Consider the following 16,789-nt stretch of genomic DNA (forward strand, 5'->3'; position numbering starts at 1 on the left):
CGCCGTCGCTGAGAGTAGGGTCGCGTTCCCTTTCCCCAGGCCGGCACCTGATACCATCCCCGGTCTCGTCCGCCTGTCCTTTCCGGCCCGAATCCCGATGCTCAATCCGCAACAACACGCGGCCGTCGAGTACTGCGACGGTCCCCTCCTCGTGCTGGCCGGTGCCGGCTCGGGCAAGACGCGCGTCATCACCGAAAAGATCTCGCACCTGATCTCGCGCCGCCACCTGGCCGCCGAGAAGATCGCCGCGATCACCTTCACCAACAAGGCGGCGAAGGAAATGCGCGAGCGCGTCGGCAAGCTCATTTCCGAGCAGTCGGCCAAGGCGCTCACGGTCTGCACTTTCCACGCGCTCGGCCTGAAGTTCCTGCAGATCGAGCACGACCGCGCGCAGCTGCGTCGCGGGTTCTCCGTGCTGGACGCCGACGACAGCGCCAACATGATCAAGGAGCTGTCACCCAAGGGCGTGAAGCCGGAAGTGATCCAGGGCATCCGCAACCTGGTGGGCAAGGCCAAGAACGGCGGCCTGTCCCCGGAGGAAGCCATGGCCTCGGCGCGCAGCCCGCGCGAGATAGAAGCAGCCACCATCTACGACCTGTACCAGCAGCGCCTCGCCGCGTTCAACGCGGTGGACTTCGACGACCTGATCCGGCTGCCGCTGCGCATCCTGGAAACCGACGACGATGCGCGTGCCGTCTGGCAGGAGCGCCTGCGCTATCTGCTGGTCGACGAATACCAGGACACCAACGACGCGCAGTACCGCCTGCTCAAGGCCATCGCCGGTCCCAAGGCGCGCTTCACCTGCGTGGGCGACGACGACCAGAGCATCTACGCCTGGCGCGGCGCGAACCCCGAGAACATCGACCAGCTCGGGCGCGACTTCACCAACCTGCGCGTGATCAAGCTGGAGCAGAACTACCGCTGCGCCAAGCGCATCCTGCGCGCGGCCAACCATCTGATCGCCAACAACCCGCACGTGCACGAGAAGCGCCTGTGGAGCGATCATGCCGAAGGCCCGCCCATCCGCGTGCTGGAATGCAAGGACAACGACCACGAAGCGGAACGCATCGCTTCCATCGCGGCCAGCCTGCACGAGAAGTACAAGGAAAAAGGCATCCGCTGGGATGACTTCTGCATCCTCTACCGCGGCAACTTCCAGGCACGCGTGATCGAGAAGGCGCTTCGTCTCGCGCGGGTGCCGTATCACCTCAGCGGTGCGCTGTCGTTCCTCGACCGCGCGGAAGTGAAGGACATCCTCTGCTACCTGCGCCTGCTGACCAACCCGACCGACGACGCGGCATTCCTGCGCGTGGTCAACGTACCCAAGCGCGAGATCGGTGCCACGTCACTGGAAAAACTCGGGCAGATGGCGCAGTCCCGCAACGCGTCGTTGCTGGACGCCGCACGTAGCGACAGCGCACTGAAAACCATCGCGCCGCGCGCCGCCTCGGCGCTGGCCGGTTTCGCGCGATTGATGGACGAACTGCGCAGCCATGCCGTGCATGAGAGCGCCGCCGACCTGGTCAACACCGTGATCGAGAGAACCGGTTACGGCGCGCAGATCGCGGCGTCCACCACCGACGAGGTGCTGCGCGAGCGCCGCCTGGGCAACCTGCGCGAACTGGTCGACTGGTTCCGCGCCATGGGCCGCGACGGCGGCCGAACCGGCGACATCGCCGCCCAGCTCGCCCTGCTCAGCCATGCAGATCGCGACGATCCGGGCAATGCCCTGCGGATGATGACCCTGCACTCGGCGAAGGGGCTGGAGTTCCGTTTCGTCTTCATCGTCGGCTGCGAGGACGGCACGCTGCCACACGAAGGCGCCATCGACGAAGGCCGCCTCGACGAGGAGCGCCGCCTGATGTACGTCGGCATCACGCGCGCGAAGGAGATGCTGACCCTGTCCTTCTCCGCCCGCTCGCGCAAGTACGGCGAGGTGCTATCCAACGACCCGAGCCGCTTTCTCGAGGAACTGCCGCAGGACGACCTGCACTGGGACGGCAAGGACCCGGACGCCGACGCCGAGGTGAAGAAGGAAGCCGCCGACACCCACATTGCCCGCATCCGCGCGATGCTGGCGGGCGGCGGCTGATGCCTCAGATAAGCCCTTCCGCTTCCAGCTCGCTTTTCAGGTACGCGTAGTAGATCGGCGCCGCCACCAGCCCGGCGATGCCGAACGCGGCCTCGAACACCAGCATCGCGATCAGCAGTTCCCACGTGCGCGCACGGATCTGCCCGCCGACGATCTTCGCGTTGAGGAAGTATTCCAGCTTGTGCACCACGACCAGGAATACCAGCGCCGCCACACCGACCCACAGCGCGACGGACAACCCCGCCACCACGATCAGCACGTTGGAGATGAGGTTACCCGCCACCGGCAGCAGCCCCACGACGAAGGTGACGATGACCAGCGTCTTCGCCAGCGGCACGTGCACGCCCAAGAGTGGAAGCGCCACCAGCAGGAACAGCGCCGCCAGCGTCGTGTTGATCGCCGATATCTTCAGCTGGGCAAAGATGATGTTGTGAAACGCGTCGGCGAGGCGCATCGAGCGGGTCGACAGCTCGAATGCGAGCGGCTTGGCCGGCCGACCGCCCGCCCCGTGCGACACGGCGACGATGGCACCCAGCACCAGGCCGATCAGGATATGCGCCGTCACCCGGGCAGCCGTGGTGCCGACCAGCTTCAGGTCGCCCGCGTGCTCGTGGGCCCAGCCCATGCCCTGGGTTCGGAAGTCGTTGAGGCTGTCGGGCAGGCGCGAGGTCAGCCACGCAGGCAGTTGCTCGTGCGCCTTGTCCAGCAGCGGCACCAGCTTTGCATCCCACAGTTGCTGCGGATCGCCGACGTCGCGGCGATAGAAGCTCAAGGCCGCGAAGACCAGCAGCACGATGGCGCCCACCACGATCACCGTGACCACGCCTACCGCGATGAGGCGGGCCCGTTCACCCGGGATGACGCGCCGGATCAGCGGCGTCAGCGCCTCGACCACCTCGTAGACCAGCAGCCCCGCCAGCAGCGCGGAGACGAGGTGCAACATCAGCACGCCCCACAGCGCCAGCGCCGCGAGGATATAGGTGGCCACGCGGATGGCGCGGGAAGATCCGGGCGTGCTGATCATGTCGGGTTCCTTGAATGGCGGCGATTCCAGCATCACGACGATGAACGTCAGATCAAACGCGCGGCCTCGAGTTCAGACTTGAGGTAGGCGTAGAAAATCGGCGCCGCGACCACCCCCGGCAGCCCGAACGCCGCCTCGAACATCAGCATGGCCACCAGCAGCTCCCAGGCGCGAGCCCGGATCTGCACGCCGACGATGCGCGCGTTGAGGAAGTATTCCAGCTTGTGGATCACGACCAGGAACACCAGCGCGCCCAGGCCCACGTAAAGCGAGACGGACAACCCGACGATGGTGATGGCCGTGTTGGACAGCAGGTTGCCGATCACGGGCAGCAGCCCCACGAGGAACGTCACGACGATCAGGGTCTTGGTCAGCGGCAGGTGCACGCCGAACAGGGGCAGGATGCCGAGCAGGTAGATCGCCGTGAATGCGGTATTGACCATCGAGATCTTGATCTGGGCGAAGACGATGTTGTGGAACGCGTCGGCGAGCCGCGCGCTACGCAGTGACATCTCGGCGGCGAACGGCCCCACCTGGTGGCTGGGCCGCGTGCGGCTCAGGGCGACGATGGCGCCGAGGATCAGGCCGATGAGGATATGCACCAGCACGCGCGCAGCCTCCTTGCCTGCCAGTTGCAGGTCCAGCGCGTGCGAGCGGGCCCAGTCCATCGCTGTGTAACGGAGCGCCTCGACGCTGTCGGGCAGGCGATCGACGATGGCGGGGGGCAGTTGCTGCCGCGCACGCTCCACCAACGGCATAAGGCGGTCCTGCCACAACTCCTGCGGATTGCCGATCTCATTGCGGAAGTAGCTGATGCCGCCCAGGATCAGCAAGGTCAGCAGACCGACCACCACGACCCCGATCACCGCCACGGCCAGCACGCGTGCGCGGTCGTTCGGCAGGCGGCGCCCCATCAGGGGCGCCGTGGAAACCACCATCTCGTAGACGAGCAGGCCGGCGAGCAGGGCCGGCAGCAGGCGCAGCCACAGGATCAGCAGCAAGCCGCTACCCGCGGCGACATAGCTGGCGATGCGCACGGCGCGGGTCCGTGAGGGCGAAGCATCCATGGACGATCTCGTCGTGGGTAAGGCCGCAGTCTGTCAGTACGTGGGGCGGCAGCGCCAGAGGCATGCCCCCGTCGTCAGGCTGTCGTAAACTGCGCGCAGAATCGCCGCCCCTCGGGTGCCGATACCCGATCGACAAGGGGTTTCCATGATGAAGTTCGCTCCGGTCGCCCTGGCGGCCGTCCTCGCCCTGACCACGGGCGGTTGCGCCCATGCGCCGCGGGCTGCCGCCCCGGCGACCCCGGCAGGGGCCCCTGCTGCCGCGGCAGCGCTCCCGGCACCTGCCTCGGGCGCCGATGCCGACGACAACCTCAACGCGGTGGCCTGGTCGCAGCGCGCCGACGAGCACGACCTGATCTACCTGCAGACCTTCCGCGATGCGCAGGAGAAAATCCTCAAGGCAAAGCAGGACCCCACGTGGGATGCGTTGCCGAAGGACGACCGTGCCGCGCATCCCTCGTTGAAGGGCCTGAAGCCGGCCGTGATCCTCGATATCGACGAGACCGTGCTGGACAACTCGCCCTACCAGGCGCGCCTGGTGCGTTCGGGCGGTGAATACAACGAGGCGGCATGGGCGGCCTGGTGCAAGGAAGCGGCAGCCCGGCCCCTGCCCGGCGCCCTGGCCTTTACCCGCTTTGCCGCGGACCACGGCATCGCCGTGTTCTACATTTCCAACCGCGCCCGCGACCTGGACGAGGCCACGCTGGCCAACCTGCGCAGCGCCGGGTTCCCGGTCGCCGGCAAGGATGCCTTCCTCGGCCTGGGTACGGTCGTCGAGGGCTGCGAGCAGGCGGGCAGCGAAAAGAGCTGCCGGCGGCAACGCATCGGCGCCCACTACCGGGTCCTGATGCAGTTCGGCGACCAGCTGGGCGACTTCACCAGCGTCCCGGGCAACACGCGCGAGGGCCGTAGCCGTGCCATGGCGCCGTATACGGCGTGGATCGGCGAACGCTGGTTCGTCCTGCCCAACCCCACGTACGGTTCGTGGGAGCCGGCGCTGTTCGACAACGATTTCGAGCTGTCGCGGCCGGAACGGCGCCAGAAGAAAGTGGACGCACTACGCATCAATTAAATCAGTAACTTAGATAGTTCTAGGTGATGTATTGCTTTAACAATGTCATCCAACTATCATCCCCGTCGCCGAAACCCGTGGCGCTTCAAAGCAAGGCGGGCAAGGCCATTTCCCTTACCGGCTTCGGGCTGGATAACCCCGTGAGACGATGAGTCTCCGGGGTTTTTTCTTGTACGCTCCCCGTCCCCGCCGTGCCGAGACGTCGAAGCCCCCATGCGCCGCTCCCTCCTGCTGGTACCGGTCCTCCTGGCCCTGCTCGTGTCCGTCGCCGCCTGCGACAAGAAAAAGGCGGAAGCGCCGGGCACACCGGGCGGCGGTTCGCCGGAGGACGCCACACGCGCTTCGCTGGAGCTGATCCGCGACGGCAAGTTCGACATGTTCTGGCGCCACGCCCTGCCCCCGGCCGATTTTGCCAACCTGCACGCGGACTGGCCGCGCCGCAACGAGGCCGAGGCGCCGATGGACCCGGCCGATCGCGCCAAGTTCGAGGCGGGCGTGAAACGCCTGACCGAGCCGGATGCCGAGAAGAAACTGTTCGCCGACGTGCGGCCCACGCTGCTGCGCTTCGATCGCGACTACAAGGACCAGATGCCGCTGATCGCGGGTGTCGGCCAATCGATGGCGCTCACCGCGATCGACCAGGCCAAGGACCTTACCGTGCCGCAGAAACGGCAGCTGCGCGAGGCGGTGAACATCGTCGCCCCCTGGACGCAGACCGTCGCCTGGGGCGACCAGGGGCACGCCCGGGAGGCGATCGGCATCCTCGTGGATACCGCGCGCAAGGCGGGCCTCTCCACCCCCGACGCCCTGCACACGATGAACTTCGAGCAATCCATGGCCACGTGGTCCACGGGGTGGCTCGGCTTCAAGCGCCTGCTGGCGGTCTACGGCCTGTCCGTGGACAAGAGCTTCGACTCGGTGAGCATCGATACGCTGGAAAACAACGGCGGCTCGGCGCACGTGAAGATCACCTATACCCTTCTCGACAAGCCGATCCAGACCGACGCAACCCTGGTGCTGCTCGACGGCCGCTGGTACGACAGCGACCTGCTTCAACGCGTCCGCGACGACCATGCACGCCTTGCCCAGCCCGCCCCGGCCACGAGCGCGCCCGCGCCGGCGGCCACCGCCGCCACGCCAGGCAAGCCGCCCGGCGCACCCGTCGCAGCCGCCCGGGCGCGCTGAGGCCGTACAATCGCCGCATGTCCGAAATCCCGATGAGTGCAGTTCCGCACGTCCATGTCGCCCGTTCACCCTGGTGGTTCAAGCTGCTGGGGCGTGTCCTCGAACCCTGGGTCCGGATCAAGCGCGATCCGGCCGAACCGACCACGCTGCTCAGGAGCGGCGCGGCGGTCTGCTATGCCATCGAGCGCGACGGCACGTCGGATGCCCTGATCCTCGAGCGCGCCTGCCGCGAGGCCGGGTTACCCAGCCCGATGCAGCTGCTCGAGCTGCCTGGCCGTCGGCGCCGGTCCGTGTTCTCGCTGAGCCGCCGGCACGGCTGGCTGTTCGGGCGCACGGACGCCAGGGGCCCGAAGGAACCGCTCGGCCAGCTGATCCGCGCGATCGAGGACGATCCCACGCGCGACATCCAGGTGGTGCCGGTGTCGATCTACGTCGGCCGCGCACCGGCCCGCGAAAGCGGCTGGTTCAGCGTGCTGTTCGCGGAAAACTGGCTGGTGGTGGGCCGCTTCCGCCGGATGCTGGCGCTGTTGCTCAACGGTCGCGATACCGTGGTCCATTTCTCCACGCCGGTCTCGTTGCGCGATGTCATGGGCGAATCGCACAGCCTCACGCCGGAGCGGCTGACCCGCAAGATCGCCCGCGTGCTGCGCACCCACTTCCGTCGCGTTCGCGCCGCGGTGATCGGACCCGACCTTTCCCATCGCCGCACCGTGGTCGATGCCGTGCTCACCACCGAGCCGGTCCGCGACGCCATCGCCGCCACCGCCAGCAAGGAAAACATCACGCTGGCCAAGGCGCAGCGTCGCGCGCGCGATTTCGCGCTGGAGATCTCGGCGGATTACTCGCATCCCGTGGTGCGCTCGTCGTCGTTCCTGCTGTCCAACTTCTGGAACAAGCTGTACGACGGCATCGCGATGCACCATTTCGACAAGGCGCGTGCCGCGGCTCCCGGCCACGAAGTGATCTACGTGCCCTGCCACCGCAGCCACACCGATTACCTGCTGCTGTCCTACCAGCTGCATCACTCGGGCGTGGTGCCGCCGCACATCGCTGCCGGCGTCAACCTCAACCTGCCGGTGGTGGGTCCGATCCTGCGCCGCGGCGGTGCGTTCTTCCTGCGCCGCAGCTTCAAGGGCAACGCGCTGTACTCCGTGGTGTTCAACGAATACCTCGCGCAGCTGGTGGACCGCGGCGTGCCGCTGGAATACTTCATCGAGGGCGGCCGCTCGCGCACGGGGCGCCTGCTCGCGCCACGCGCCGGCATGCTGGTGATGACGCTGCGCGCGTTCCTGCGTGCACCGCGCCGCCCCGTGCTGTTCCAGCCGGTGTACATCGGCTACGAGAAACTGATGGAAGGTAAGTCCTACATCGGCGAACTGTCGGGCAAGCCGAAGGAAAAGGAATCCCTGCTCGGCCTGATCCGCGGCCTGAAGGTGCTGCGCCAGCGCTACGGCCACGTGACGCTGAACTTCGGCGAGCCGATCGCGCTCACGCCGATGCTCGATGCCGTCGCCCCCGACTGGCGCGCGACCACCGCGGACGCCGATACCCGCCCGGACTGGATGAATGGCGTGGTCGACGATCTTGCCGACCGCATCCAGATCAACATCAACCGCGCCGCAGACGTCAATCCGATCAACCTGCTGGCGCTTGTGGTGCTGGCCACGCCGAAGCACGCGATGGCGGAAAACGACCTGTTGGCCCAGCTCGAGCTGACCAAGTCGATGTTCGTCGAACTGCCCTACTCGGATCGGGTCACCATCACGCCGATGAACCCGCAAAGCATCGTCGCCTACGGCGAGCAGATGGGTTGGATTCGCCGGGTGCGCCATCCGCTGGGCGACGTGCTCGTCACGGACGGCGAACAGGCGGTGTTGCTGTCCTACTTCCGCAACAACGTGCTGCACCTCAACGCGGCGGCGGCGTGGGTGGCGGCGTGCTTCCTCAACAACCGCCGCATGTCACGCTCGTCCGTCATCCGGCTGGGCCGGGTCATCTACCCGTTCATCCAGGGCGAACTGTTCCTGCCCTGGGACCAGGACGGCTTTGCGGCGCAGTTGCAGGACACCATCGAGTTCTTCGTCCGCCGGGGCCTGCTCGAGTCCAGCGCCGACGGTCGCGTGCTCGAGCGCGGACCGGGCCAGGACGACGGCGCGTACCAGCTCCGCGTCATCGCACGAAGCATGCTGCAGGCCTTCGAGCGGTACTACATCGCCATCGCCGCGCTGGTGAAGAACGGCCCGCATACCATGAGTTCCGGCGAGCTGGAAACCGCGTGCACGCTTACGGCCCAGCGACTGGGCCTGCTCAACGAGCTGTCGGCACCGGAGTTCTTCGACAAGGCGCTGTTCCGCGGCTTCATCCAGAAACTGCGCGAGGTGAAGATCGTCTGGACGGACAAGGCGGGCAAGCTGGATTTCAGCGACGCCCTGGAGGACATGGTGCGCGATGCACGCGTCATCCTCGCGCGCGAGGTGCGTCACTCGATTCTGAAGATCACCCCCGGCGGCGACAACGATCGCGACCTGGACGCGCGGCCGCCCGCCGATCCTGGTGAAACCACCGCCGAGTCGCTGCATGAGCGCCATGTGGCCAACGAGGAAATACGTCATCGGGAGCATCCGGGCGTGTAAGGCCGGGCAGTGACGACACCGACGCGCTGCCCACGCCGCTGCCTTGGATCACCCGACACGGGACGCGCCTGGCCGGGGACAGACGCGCGCGGGCCACGCACCTAACCTTTGCGACGGACTTTCCCAAGCAAAGGATGCAGCATGGATATGACTCCACCGCAGGCACCGCCTGCCATCGTCAGCAGTACGCAACAGGAGGCCATCGACGGGCTTCGGCGACTGCTGGACGTGCAGGCATGGCTGGCCGAGCAGCAAGCCGCGCTCCCCGCTCTGCCGGCCACACCCCACGCCGAAGATCGCATGGCGTATCTTGCCGGACTGGATGCCTGGTGGCGCCAGTCGGTCGATGGTGCGCCCGGCACGCCCTCCGTGGCACGTATCGACGCCCTGGCGGCACGACTTGCCGCCACCATGCGCGACGAAGCCATCGTGCGACGCATCGACGGCACCCTGGACGAGGCCGCCGCTTCGCTGGCCACCGGTTTCGCTCGCTCGCACGGCGGTGCGTTGCCGCCGGGTACCGACGTACGCAGCCTGCGCATCGGCGAGGTCGACTACGCCGGCGCGGTGATCGTCACCCGCGAAACGCCAGGATCGCCCACGCTGCTCTTTACGCCGGACCATGGCTGGGAGACTTTCGAAACGCTCGATGCGTTGCACGCGCGCACGGAGGTTCGCCTGCGCCAGGTCATGGCCCACCGCCAGACGCTGCCGGGCGTGCGCGCGGACGAGGCACAGCAGGTCGTCACCGCGGTACGCTTCGTCGATTCCGCGCCCCTGCACGGCGATGTATTCCAGGTCCTCGCGCGCCGCATGGGCGAGCTGCACCGTCAGAAGGTGGCGGACGCATGGCCGGAAGCGGGCGCGGCAGATGCATCGCCATTCGCCGACGACATCGCGGCCGCCGACGACCTGCACGACCTGATCGACGTGTTCGCCCTGGTCAGCGCGCGCGAAATGCGCCTCGCGGTAGCGGCAAGCGAGGCACGCCTGGCGCGCGTGCCCGCCGAGGTGGCGCAGGGCTGGCGCCGCGCCGTGGCGGAATATCGGATGGCCGGCATGCTGGCCGTCGGTTCCGCACAGCGGCATCCCTCGCACATCCCGCTCGACCTTGCACAGTGGAGCCGGCGCGAACTCGTCGCTGCGCTGTCGCGGCACCGGATCGACGTCGATCCGGCCGACATCGCGATCGAGACCACCGGCACGGAAGCATTGACCCTACCGGGCTCAACCTCATCGACCGGCACGACACGCATGAGTCTCGCCGAATTCGCGCTGCGCAACACCGGCGTCATCGATGCGCGATCGTTGCGCGTGATCAGCGCGAAAGGCACGCCCCCACCCTTGCAGGCACTGCGTGACATCGTTCGCGAGCTCAACCTCGCACCCCGCTTCGCCACGTACCTGCGCGAAAAGCTGCGCGATCCTGACGGACGCCCTTATCGTACGAGCACCATGCGCCTGCAGCAGGCGCGCATGCGCCTGGAAGCCGCCGACGCACGCATGGCGTCTTACCTCACCGACGAACCCGCTGTTTTCCTCGACGACAACGACGACCGGGGATACCGCATGGTCGAAGCGGTGCTCGACAGCCCGGCCGCTGCCACCCGGCGCACCGTGGGCGGCCACCGCGTCAGCGTGCGACAACTGGTCTATCAGGGCGAGGTAGTCAGCGACGTGCTGGTCATCGGCGTGCAGGACCCGCGCAGCTCGTCGCGCGTGGTGCTCTACACGCCCGGGGCGCCGGATGGCCTGTCGTTCCGCGAGTTCGCCGACCGGGCGACGGCCGCACGACACTTCCTTTATGCGTCCGCGTTCGAGGAATACCTGCTGCGGCGGCTTCCCGCCGAATTCGGCGAGACACGTCCCAACGGCAGCGGACGGCGCTTTCGCGTGTCCGCATCGACGGCACGTGCGCACTGGGTGCTGAGCGCCCCCAGCGATGGCCGTGGCACGCTCACGGAGGGCCCCTTCGAGGAACGGGTCGTGGATGGCGACGTCCGCACGGCCCTGTTCGATGCGGAGATCGTGCGACAGGCCCGCGACGTGGCCTGGGCCGGGCGAAGCACGGCACAGGCCGATACTGATTCGATCAGGGGAATTCTCCGGGTGGCCTTGTCGGGAAGTCGCGGCCCGACGGCACCGATCATGGAGACCATCAGTGCCGTCGGCCAGGCGTTGCAGGCCACGTGGCGTTTCTACGACAACGTCAAGGCCGGTAACGGCAGCCAGGCCTTCGTGGATTTCACCGAGGCGTACACCGCGTCCCTGAGCCTGGTGGGTTGGCATGGTGGCCTTTCCGCTGGCCGCCGGTCCGTGCTGACCTTGCCGCAAGGTCGCGGCGGGAAGCGCGCGCCGTCATCACTGCGTCTTCCGGACCGCCATCCGGCGCTGGACACCCGGTATGCCGTCGACGGCGTCGATCTCAGCGGGACGCGACCGGATGCAAACGGCATTCACTGGCTGGATGGGCGTCGCTACCTCCGTCAGCAAGGCCGTGTTTTCGAGATACGCCAGGACGCCGCGCTGGATGCCTGGCGGCTGAAGCGGCCCAACGCCCTGGATGCGACCTTCCCCGGCCCCCTCATCGAACCCGGACCTTCGGGCCCGTGGCGGGTCCGGACGGATATCGGCCTGCGTGGCGGCTGGGTGGAACCGGGGGCCATGCCGCAGCCCAACACGCGCGGCATCATGGGGCAGGAGTTGCAGGGACTTTCCGAGTTCCAGCGCTGGACGTTCCAGCACGCGTTCCGACGCCGCCTGCACAATGTGGGTGAGGCCAACCTGCTCTACTGGGAAGCCACCTCCCAACCGACGCCGCGCTTCGTGACGCTGCGCCAGCGAACGGCCTGGAACGACGCCCTGCGCGAAGCACGCAGCACGCCGGTCGAGCCGCTGCCTCCGGGCGCCACGCCGCCGCCCGGCGCGACGTGGCGTGTCCTGTCACCGGAAGAATGGCCCGCTTCGGTATGGCACGCGCATCACCCGGGCGATGCGCTGCTCGGCATGGGGCGGGATGGCTCGCTGGTCGTGCCGCTGCAATCGGTACCCCGATCGGGCCTGCGCGGGCTGCCGGCGCGAGGTGATGCACCCTTGCCCGCGGACGGCCACGACTGGCTGCACATCCGCCTGGATCGATACCGCGCGCGGCTCGGGGCCGGCGATCGTCCGGGGATCCGCGTCATCGAGGACCGGCACGGTGGCGTCACCACCTATGTGCTTCAGCCCGATGCCGGTTTCCCGCTCAGCTTCCTCGGGCTGGAGGCCGGCGATTTCACGGCCCTGAATCTCCCCTAGCCCCTCGCACCCTGCCGATCCCCGCGCGGCGCGACGGCTCGCCCGGGGATCGGCAACGGGGTACCATCCATGCATGGACAAGCACGACACCACCCATTTCGGTTTCCGCGACGTACCTGTCGCAGACAAACAAAAACTCGTCGGCCAGGTATTCACCTCGGTCGCACGCAGTTACGACCTCATGAACGATCTGATGTCCTTCGGCGTCCATCGCCTGTGGAAGCGCCATTTCGTCGCGGTCAGCGGTGTGCGTCGCGGCGACCGCGTGCTCGACCTGGCGGGTGGCACGGGTGACATCGCCGCCCTGCTCAAGCCGGTGGTTGGGGACGAGGGTGAAGTGGTGGTGGGCGACATCAACGCCGCCATGCTCGGCGTCGGCCGTGACCGCCTGACCGATCGGGGCCTGGTCTCGGGCCTGCGCTGGGCGCAGATGAACGCGGAGACGCTTCCGTTTCCCGACAACAGTTTCGACGCCGTCACCATCGCCTTCGGCCTGCGCAACGTCACCGACAAGGACAAGGCGCTGGCCGATATGCACCGGATCCTCAAGCCCGGTGGACGCGCCCTGGTGCTGGAGTTCTCGAAGGTGCACAGCCCGGTGCTTTCGCGCTTGTACGACGTGCATTCCTTCCAGATCCTGCCTCGCCTGGGCCGGCTGTTCGCCAACGACGGCGACAGCTACCAGTACCTCGCCGAGTCGATCCGCAAGCATCCCGACCAGGAAACCCTCAAGGGCATGATGCTGGCCGCTGGTTTCGGCCATGTGGAAGTGCGCAACCTCACCGGCGGCATCGTCGCGATCCATCGCGCTTATAAGCTCTGAGGGGTTGCCTCACAGCCGTGCTGTAAGACGGCGACACGTTGTCAGTGTGCGACACGGACAGACCGATCCCCTCGGCCTGCCTAACCTTTGCGTGGAGATTCCCCACGCAAAGGACGCGATATGGACACCACACCGCCGCAGGCACCGCCCGCGATAACCCAGAGCGAGCACCAGCAGGCGCTCGATACCGTCAAGCGCCTTGCAGATGTACAGCACTGGCTCGTCGAACAGCGCAGCGCCCTCCCCGCATGGCCCGCCTCGCCGACCGCAGAAGGAAAGGAGGCCTATCTCGACGGTCTGACCGCGTACTGGCGCGCGCCCGTCGCCCTGGCACCGGGAGCGCCCCCTTTCTCCCGTGCCTCCGCACTTGCCGCGCAGCTGGCCGGCGCCATGCGCGACGATGCCCTGCTGCTCGGGCTGGACGGCACGTTGGACGAGCGCGCGGTGACATGGGCCACGTCGTTCGCGCGCTCTGCCGCCGGCACACCGCCGGGCTTTGTCGCCAGCGAGCTGCTCATCGGCGACACGCCCTACGCCGGTGCCCTGTTGCTGCAGAAACCGGATGAAAGCGATCTCGTGCTGCTGTTCTTGCCGGAGGCCGGCTGGCAGGCTTTTCCGCACCTGGACGCCCTGCACGAAGCCGCCGAAAAGCATTTCCGGGAAACCCTGCTGATCGACGAGGAACTGCCCGGCATCGTGCACGACGATATCGAGCCACTGCTGGATGCGCCGTTCGTTTCGTCACGCGCCATGGGTCCGGATGCCTTCCACGTGCTGGTCTCGCGCATCGCGCGCGTACAGGAACAACGCGTCGCGGAGGCCTGGAGCGATTTCGCCGATGGCCTCGTCGATGCGGGCGCACTGGCCGATCGCGTGCGCGACGCACTGGACCTGAACGATCATCTCGACGTGCATGCGATGCTCGCGCGCCGCGACATCCGCCTGGGCACCGCCGTGGAAGAAGCACGACTGGCCGATCTGCCCGCCTCCGTACGTGCCGACTGGACACGGGCCCGCCGCGCCTACGTCGATACCCTTGCCACTGCCAGCCAGCGACGCGCGGCCGCCGGCCTGACCGACATCACACCACTGGACGAGTTCGTCGAAGACGCCTTGAAACGTGAACTCACGGCGCTTGGCGTTACCGACGCACCGGCCGATCTCGTCGTGCGCATCACCCCGGTGCCCGGCGATGTACCGGGGCTGCTGTCCCATGTCTTCCAGGGTGCATCGACCCAACGCGCCGGGCTGGTGGAGTTCGCTTACCAGAACATCGGTCGCCTCTCCGCCGCCGCGCTGGGTCTGGAGCGCCTGGATGGCGCGGCGCCGTCGGTTTCGCTGGACGGACGGGCGATCCGGGACGTCGTACGCCGTGTGGACGCGGGTACCGCCTATGCCGCCTATCTCGACCGGCGCCTGACGTCGTCCCCGGAGGCGACGACGTCGCGCGCGATCGCCCGGGACCTGCAGCAGGCCCGCATGCGTTTCGAGCTGGAAGAAAGCCGCCTGTCCTACTACCGGCAGGATGTACCGCGGGCCTTCGCCTACGCCGACCGGGACATCGGCTACCGCTGGATGAAGGCGGTGATCGATGCGCCGGAGCCGTCCTCGCGACCCACGGTGGACGGCTATACGATCGTGGCGCGCCAGGTGACCTATGCCGGTGTACCCCTGGCCGACGTATTCGAGGTGGGCGCCAGCTCGCAGAACAGTTCGTCCCGCGTGGTGCTCTACACCCCAGGGGCACCGGACGGCGTGGCGTTCCGTGAATTCCATACGCGCGAGGACGCGGCGCGCCGCTTCTTCCTCGATCCCGCGAACGAACGCTGGCTGCTCGACCGGCTTCCCGGCACGTTCGCGGAAACCGCGCCCAACGGCACACGGCGATTCAAGGTGTCCGACGCCACACGACGCAGCCATTGGGTGTTCGCGCAGCAGGACACGGGCCAGTACACGCGCATGGAGGAAGATCTCGACCATCGCGTGGTGGGCGGCCACCTGATCGACGCGCTCTACGCTACCTCGGTGTCCCTGCTGAAGGACCATGTCGCCACGTTGACGCGTTCCACCGGGGTGGCGGACTGGCAGTCGGCCGCGCACGCGCTCGCATCCGCGACAGCCGCCGCCAGCCCGGTGCACACCCTCGCGGGCGACCTTCTCGAACAGACCCTGCGACAAACGGCGCAGATCATGCCCGCCTTGTGGCGCATGGAGGAAAACATCAAGGCAGGCGACCACCCGCAGGCCTTCCTCGACATGGTCCAGGCGTACCACTCGTCGCTCAACGTCATCGGGGTACGACCAGTGCTCGGCGCCAGCTTTCCGGGTAGCCTGATCCGCACCGGCAACCGTTCGGCCAGCATCGTGTCCAGCCGCCAGCGTATAGCGCCTCCGGAGGCCGTCTTCGAATCGCGCTTCGTCGCCCGGGGCATCGACCCTTCCGGTGCCGAGTCGGTACATGCGGGGGTGCTGACGCTGCGCGGCAACCACTACATCAGCCAGCACGGCCATCTGTACGGTGTGCGCTTCGATGCCGGCAACGGCACATGGCGACTCGCGCGCCCCGGTGCGCTCGACGCGCAGTTCACCGGCCCCGCGATCGAACGCAGTGCGTCCGGCATGTGGCGAACGACACGGCACGTCGGGTTGCGCGGGGGTGGCGAGGATCGCGCACGCAAGCTGCTCGGACGCGTCAGGACCGAGCGCGCCCAGCCGCGCGTGGCCATGCTCAGCCGCGCGCAGCGGAGGGGCCTGCTGATCGAATTGCAGCGTCTCGCCGGCAGTCAGTCCGAGGCCGTGTCGATCTATGCCAGCATGCGGCTCGCGGATCCCGCGGCACGCGGGCGCGGCCTCTCCGCCGCGCAGCAGGGCTATTTCCAGCGTGCCCTCGAGCACGCATCCCGGATCCCGCGTATCCCGGCCCCGGCGCGCGTGGAACCGTTCTCCGCGCCGCCGCGGGCTGCCGCGCCCGCGGCGTCGGCATCAGGCGCGGCAGAGCCACGGGCGGGTTACTCCGGCGGCGTCGCCGTACGTCATCCGGCAGGCCTGGCACTGACCCGGCCGGCCGCGACGCCCCTGGTCGAGTTGCCGCCGACGGCATGGCCCGACACGGTATGGATCTACCTCTCGGAGGCGGACATCGCCGCGCGCGTCGGTGCCACCGACATACGTCTCCCCCAGGGCATCCTCGCCCAGGGGCGCGTGGGAGGCGTCGCCGGCCTGACGCTGCCCCCCGAGACGCCGCTGGCCCAGATTCCGGGTGCCGTCGTGGCTGGCGTCGGTGCAGGCGACACGCTCGGTTCCGTCGCACGCGGCTGGGTGCGGGTCGACCTGCGCGCCGTAAGGACACGACCCGGCAGCGACGGCCTGCCTTTGTTCCGGTTGTCCCGCACCGGCGGACCGGGCAACACCGGCATGGTGATCACGCCGCATCCATCCATCGGGGATCCGGCAGCTGTACGTGACGTATGGCTCACCGCGGGCGAATTCGAACTCGGCACGTGGCCGTCGCCACCGGCACCGCGCCCCTGATCCGCCCCGGTGCCGGAAGACCTCCGGCACCGGGTGGCATACTGGAGGCTTGCCTGCACCGGAAGCCT

At 67.9% G+C, this 16,789-nt stretch carries 9 protein-coding genes; 7 read left to right on the forward strand and 2 right to left on the reverse strand.

Features of this window, described 5'->3' with window-relative positions; translation table 11 throughout:
- Positions 1-97: 97 nt before the first annotated feature.
- Complete coding sequence (locus QRN34_RS10340; protein WP_285404238.1) at positions 98-2,092, forward strand: UvrD-helicase domain-containing protein; 1,995 nt, start codon at positions 98-100, stop codon at positions 2,090-2,092.
- A 4-nt stretch (positions 2,093-2,096) separates the two neighbouring features.
- Here QRN34_RS10340 and QRN34_RS10345 read toward each other — a convergent pair whose 3' ends face one another.
- Together QRN34_RS10345 and QRN34_RS10350 are read right to left on the reverse strand one after the other, a co-directional pair.
- A complete protein-coding gene (locus QRN34_RS10345; RefSeq protein ID WP_285404240.1) occupies positions 2,097-3,116 on the reverse strand; it encodes an AI-2E family transporter in 1,020 nt (339 codons plus the stop codon).
- A 47-nt stretch (positions 3,117-3,163) separates the two neighbouring features.
- Positions 3,164-4,183 (reverse strand): hypothetical protein, encoded by a 1,020-nt coding sequence (locus QRN34_RS10350; protein WP_285404242.1) that lies wholly within the window; start codon positions 4,181-4,183, stop codon positions 3,164-3,166.
- Between the two features lie 145 nt (positions 4,184-4,328).
- Between QRN34_RS10350 and QRN34_RS10355 the strand changes: the two genes are divergently transcribed.
- The 6 genes from QRN34_RS10355 (at position 4,329) to QRN34_RS10380 (ending at position 16,721) form a co-directional block, all read left to right on the forward strand.
- Positions 4,329-5,252 (forward strand): HAD family acid phosphatase, encoded by a 924-nt coding sequence (locus QRN34_RS10355; protein WP_285404244.1) that lies wholly within the window; start codon positions 4,329-4,331, stop codon positions 5,250-5,252.
- 213 nt (positions 5,253-5,465) lie between these two features.
- Positions 5,466-6,437 carry a hypothetical protein gene (locus QRN34_RS10360; RefSeq protein WP_285404246.1) on the forward strand — a complete coding sequence of 324 codons (972 nt, stop codon included), beginning with the start codon at positions 5,466-5,468 and terminating at the stop codon, positions 6,435-6,437.
- A 32-nt stretch (positions 6,438-6,469) separates the two neighbouring features.
- Positions 6,470-9,070 carry a glycerol-3-phosphate 1-O-acyltransferase PlsB gene (plsB, locus tag QRN34_RS10365; protein ID WP_285404248.1) on the forward strand — a complete coding sequence of 867 codons (2,601 nt, stop codon included), beginning with the start codon at positions 6,470-6,472 and terminating at the stop codon, positions 9,068-9,070.
- Between the two features lie 141 nt (positions 9,071-9,211).
- On the forward strand, positions 9,212-12,367 hold the full coding sequence (locus tag QRN34_RS10370; protein ID WP_285404251.1) for a DUF6543 domain-containing protein: 3,156 nt from the start codon (positions 9,212-9,214) through the stop codon (positions 12,365-12,367).
- Between the two features lie 73 nt (positions 12,368-12,440).
- Positions 12,441-13,190: a bifunctional demethylmenaquinone methyltransferase/2-methoxy-6-polyprenyl-1,4-benzoquinol methylase UbiE gene (gene ubiE / locus QRN34_RS10375; protein ID WP_036138249.1), complete on the forward strand. Its 750-nt coding sequence runs from the start codon at positions 12,441-12,443 to the stop codon at positions 13,188-13,190.
- A gap of 120 nt (positions 13,191-13,310) precedes the next feature.
- A complete protein-coding gene (locus tag QRN34_RS10380; protein WP_285404253.1) occupies positions 13,311-16,721 on the forward strand; it encodes a DUF6543 domain-containing protein in 3,411 nt (1,136 codons plus the stop codon).
- Positions 16,722-16,789 lie beyond the last annotated feature (68 nt).

Source organism: Luteibacter sp. ME-Dv--P-043b (assembly GCF_030209605.1).
Classification (GTDB): Bacteria; Pseudomonadota; Gammaproteobacteria; order Xanthomonadales; family Rhodanobacteraceae; genus Luteibacter.

Bases quoted from the DNA above. Each gene is read 5' to 3' on its own strand.
- QRN34_RS10340 (WP_285404238.1), top strand. From the start codon at position 98: ATGCTCAATCCGCAACAACACGCGGCCGTCGAGTACTGCGACGGTCCC.
- QRN34_RS10345 (WP_285404240.1), bottom strand. From the start codon at position 3,116: ATGATCAGCACGCCCGGATCTTCCCGCGCCATCCGCGTGGCCACCTAT.
- QRN34_RS10350 (WP_285404242.1), bottom strand. From the start codon at position 4,183: ATGGATGCTTCGCCCTCACGGACCCGCGCCGTGCGCATCGCCAGCTAT.
- QRN34_RS10355 (WP_285404244.1), top strand. From the start codon at position 4,329: ATGATGAAGTTCGCTCCGGTCGCCCTGGCGGCCGTCCTCGCCCTGACC.
- QRN34_RS10360 (WP_285404246.1), top strand. From the start codon at position 5,466: ATGCGCCGCTCCCTCCTGCTGGTACCGGTCCTCCTGGCCCTGCTCGTG.
- plsB (WP_285404248.1), top strand. From the start codon at position 6,470: ATGAGTGCAGTTCCGCACGTCCATGTCGCCCGTTCACCCTGGTGGTTC.
- QRN34_RS10370 (WP_285404251.1), top strand. From the start codon at position 9,212: ATGGATATGACTCCACCGCAGGCACCGCCTGCCATCGTCAGCAGTACG.
- ubiE (WP_036138249.1), top strand. From the start codon at position 12,441: ATGGACAAGCACGACACCACCCATTTCGGTTTCCGCGACGTACCTGTC.
- QRN34_RS10380 (WP_285404253.1), top strand. From the start codon at position 13,311: ATGGACACCACACCGCCGCAGGCACCGCCCGCGATAACCCAGAGCGAG.